We start from the raw sequence: 3,166 nt of genomic DNA on the forward strand, positions 1-3,166 counted from the left end.
AGTCTTGCACTGGAATTTACTTTTTCAAGTCAGCTTTGATAAATATAATGTTTATTATATTATTGGCAACAAAAAACGCTCCTATTATTGCGATTTGTATATAATACAAGAAATGGCAGATACTCAAAATAAATACCTGCCATTCAGAATAATATTATCAAAAGTAATTTTACTCAAACTCAATCGTCGCCGGCGGCTTCGGAGACATATCATAGCAAACCCGGTTCACATTCTCCACCTCGGCCAGAATCCGGTCTGTTATTACCTGGAGTACATCCCAGTCTACGCGCTCAATCGTCGCGCTCATGGCGTCGATTGTATTAATCGCGCGGATAATAACCATATATTCAAAGCTTCTCGCATTATGCTTCACTCCAACCGATTTAAAATCGGGCACAACGGTAAAATACTGCCATACCTTTTTATCAAGTCCGGCCTTCTCAAATTCCTCCCTGAGAATGGCATCCGATTCCCTGACTGCTTCCAGGCGGTCACGTGTAATTGCGCCCAGACAGCGAACGCCGAGTCCCGGTCCCGGGAAAGGCTGACGGTAAACCATGGAAGCCGGAAGTCCCAATTCCAACCCGCAGGCACGTACTTCGTCTTTAAATAACTGCTTCAGAGGCTCGACAAGCTCAAACTTCAGATCTTCTGGAAGTCCGCCCACATTGTGATGGGATTTTACCATCTTTGCAGTCTTAGTTCCGCTCTCGATGATGTCGGGATAAATCGTACCCTGTCCAAGGAAATCAATGCCCTCCAGCTGTCTTGCTTCCTCCTCGAACACACGGATAAATTCTCCCCCGATAATCTTCCTCTTCTGTTCCGGATCCGACACATTCTCAAGTTTACCCAGGAAACGTTCTGCCGCATCCACATAGATGAGATTGGCATGGAGCTGGTTGCGGAAGACTTCAATCACGCTCTCCGACTCGTTCTTTCTCATCAGTCCGTGATTTACATGAACGCATACGAGTTGCTGCCCGATGGCCTTGATAAGAAGGGCGGCAACAACGGAGGAATCTACGCCGCCGGAAAGAGCAAGCAGGACTTTCCTGTCTCCAACCTGGCTGCGAATCAGCTCTGCCTGATCCTCGATAAAGTTCTTCATATTCCAATTGGGGGCAGCTTTACATGTGTCAAACACAAACTTCTTTAAGACCTCATTTGACGGAAGCTCTGTTAACTGCTGTTCACATTTCGCAGACGGATGATCGATTGCCATCATCGGATAACCGCAATTATAAAGTTCACTGCTTACATCTACAGCCGTTCCGTCCACCACACGGTTTTCTCCGCCGTTCAGAATAATCCCTTTTACATTCTGTAAGGCCTTCAGTTCCTCCACCGTTATATCATGTGGATGAATCTCGCTGTAAACTCCCATGTCGCGTATCTGGCGGGCAATTACGGTATTCTCCGTGCTGCCCAAATCCAGAATTACAATCATATCCTGTTTCATGGTCTTTCTCCTTTGTCATATATAATATTTTTCATTGATAACATCTTATCGGCTCAGTGCGGCAAAGAATTCCGGTTCCGGTATCTTTATCTCATATCCATATTCACGCAGCACAAGCTCCTCGTCAATCCTCTCCTCAAAGATTCCGCCGGCTCTTTTAAACCCGTTTTTCAGGTAAAGATTGATCGCCGGCTTATTAATGTCCACAACAAAAAGCCTCAGATATCCGGCGCCCTGTTCTCCGGCAAGTTCCATGGCTCTCTTCAATATGTAACTGCCGAGACCTCTTCTCAAATAATCGGTATTCACTCCCAGACGGTCTATATAGAACGCTTTTGCATCTTTATTCTCCCATCTCACATAAGCCTCACCATCATTCGCATCACATAAAGCGAAAGCACCGGCTACGTCCTCATGCTCCGTCAGAACGTATAAGCGGTTCCTCTTGATATCGGTGACGAAAAACTCACATGCCGTCCGTTTTCCGCATCTTTTATTGTTTCAGCCCACGCTCGATGTATTATCGAAGTGCGGCTGCTTCCTATACGGACACGTGGTTGGCCTCATGGCAGTGGGGGATACCGACTTCTCTCCGCCCACCACTGCCGTTAAATTTGTTTCGGGCAATTCATCTCACCACATTCGAGGATGGGAGAATCCTTGCAAATATTTGTTGAATGGAATGCTTGTTTTTTATTATAACTGATAATTTCCGAATAATAAACTTCTTTCCTTAGATTTCATGGAATTTTAGTAACAGCTTGTTACGGTTCAGACAAATATCCTCAATCAGGCTCTCCGACCGCCTTGTCCAGAAAAATTTCACCGTCCAGGTGCTCCAGCTCATGACAATAACATTTTGCCATTTCCCCTTCTCCGGTCAGGATGACTTCCTGCCCGTACTCATCCAGGGCCTGTACCGTCACCTTCTGCGGCCGAATGGTATTCACAAATTTTCCGGGGAAACTCAGGCAGCCCTCTATACACTCCTGTGTTCCGCTCCTTCCGATAATTTTCGGATTCACCAGCTTTAACAGTTCGCCGCAATATTCGATTACCACAAGCCGCTTCAGGATTCCTACCTGATTTGCCGCCAGCGCAGCCCCGTTCTCCGTATGACGCAGGGTATCAAGCATATCGTCCAGCATGACCCTGATTTTATCGTCTGCTTCCTTCACTTCTTTACACCTTTTGCGTAATATCTCATCATCATTATATCGCATTTGTCTGATTGCCACGATTCTCCCCCCTGCTCCTGTCTGCTCTTGATTTTTTCTGACTTTCGGCAAATAAAAACACCTCTTCAATTGAATAGCCGAATATCTGTGAAATGTCATAAGCCAGCCAGATCGACGGCTCAAATTTTTCCGTCTCAATTGCATTGATTGCCTGTCTGGAAGCGCCGACCATTTCACCAAGCTGCTCCTGCGTCAGGCCCTTTTGCTCCCGCAATTCCCTTATCCTGTTTTTCACTTACAGCCTCCTTTACCATGCAGTTATCATACATTTCTTAACAACTGCTGACTGGTACATCGTATCGCAGATTTCGGCGCATACAGCGGATGACAATCAGAGCTCCCATGCACAGGAACCGGCAATACGCTATAAATAGTATAAGTTTCACTTCGTGTAATGTCAACCTTACTGTTACTGTTCACACGGTTGCGTTACGCGAGGTGTTTTCGTGCGCATTTTGCACGAAAA

4 protein-coding genes are annotated in these 3,166 nt (G+C 46.0%); all 4 read right to left on the reverse strand.

Annotated features, from left to right (window positions below; translation table 11 throughout):
• Nucleotides 1–169: 169 nt before the first annotated feature.
• Nucleotides 170–1,462 (reverse strand): glutamine-hydrolyzing GMP synthase, encoded by a 1,293-nt coding sequence (gene guaA, locus CLOSYM_RS18115; protein ID WP_021643242.1) that lies wholly within the window; start codon nt 1,460–1,462, stop codon nt 170–172.
• 45 nt (nt 1,463–1,507) lie between these two features.
• Nucleotides 1,508–1,912, reverse strand: a complete 405-nt coding sequence (locus CLOSYM_RS18120; RefSeq protein WP_278245272.1) for a GNAT family N-acetyltransferase — start codon at nt 1,910–1,912, stop codon at nt 1,508–1,510.
• 335 nt (nt 1,913–2,247) lie between these two features.
• The gene (gene def, locus CLOSYM_RS18125) at nt 2,248–2,700 is read right to left on the reverse strand and encodes a peptide deformylase (RefSeq protein ID WP_044902813.1); all 453 of its coding nucleotides are present in this window, start codon (nt 2,698–2,700) and stop codon (nt 2,248–2,250) included.
• Nucleotides 2,675–2,935 carry a helix-turn-helix transcriptional regulator gene (locus CLOSYM_RS18130; protein WP_021643246.1) on the reverse strand — a complete coding sequence of 87 codons (261 nt, stop codon included), beginning with the start codon at nt 2,933–2,935 and terminating at the stop codon, nt 2,675–2,677. Before CLOSYM_RS18130 ends, def begins: the two co-directional genes overlap by 26 nt.
• Nucleotides 2,936–3,166: the final 231 nt, after the last annotated feature.

Origin of the sequence: [Clostridium] symbiosum ATCC 14940 (assembly GCF_000466485.1) — a bacterium.
GTDB lineage: Bacteria > Bacillota > Clostridia > Lachnospirales > Lachnospiraceae > Otoolea > Otoolea symbiosa.

Coding starts and splice junctions, on each gene's coding strand:
- guaA (WP_021643242.1), bottom strand. CDS start 1,462: ATGAAACAGGATATGATTGTAATTCTGGATTTGGGCAGCACGGAGAAT.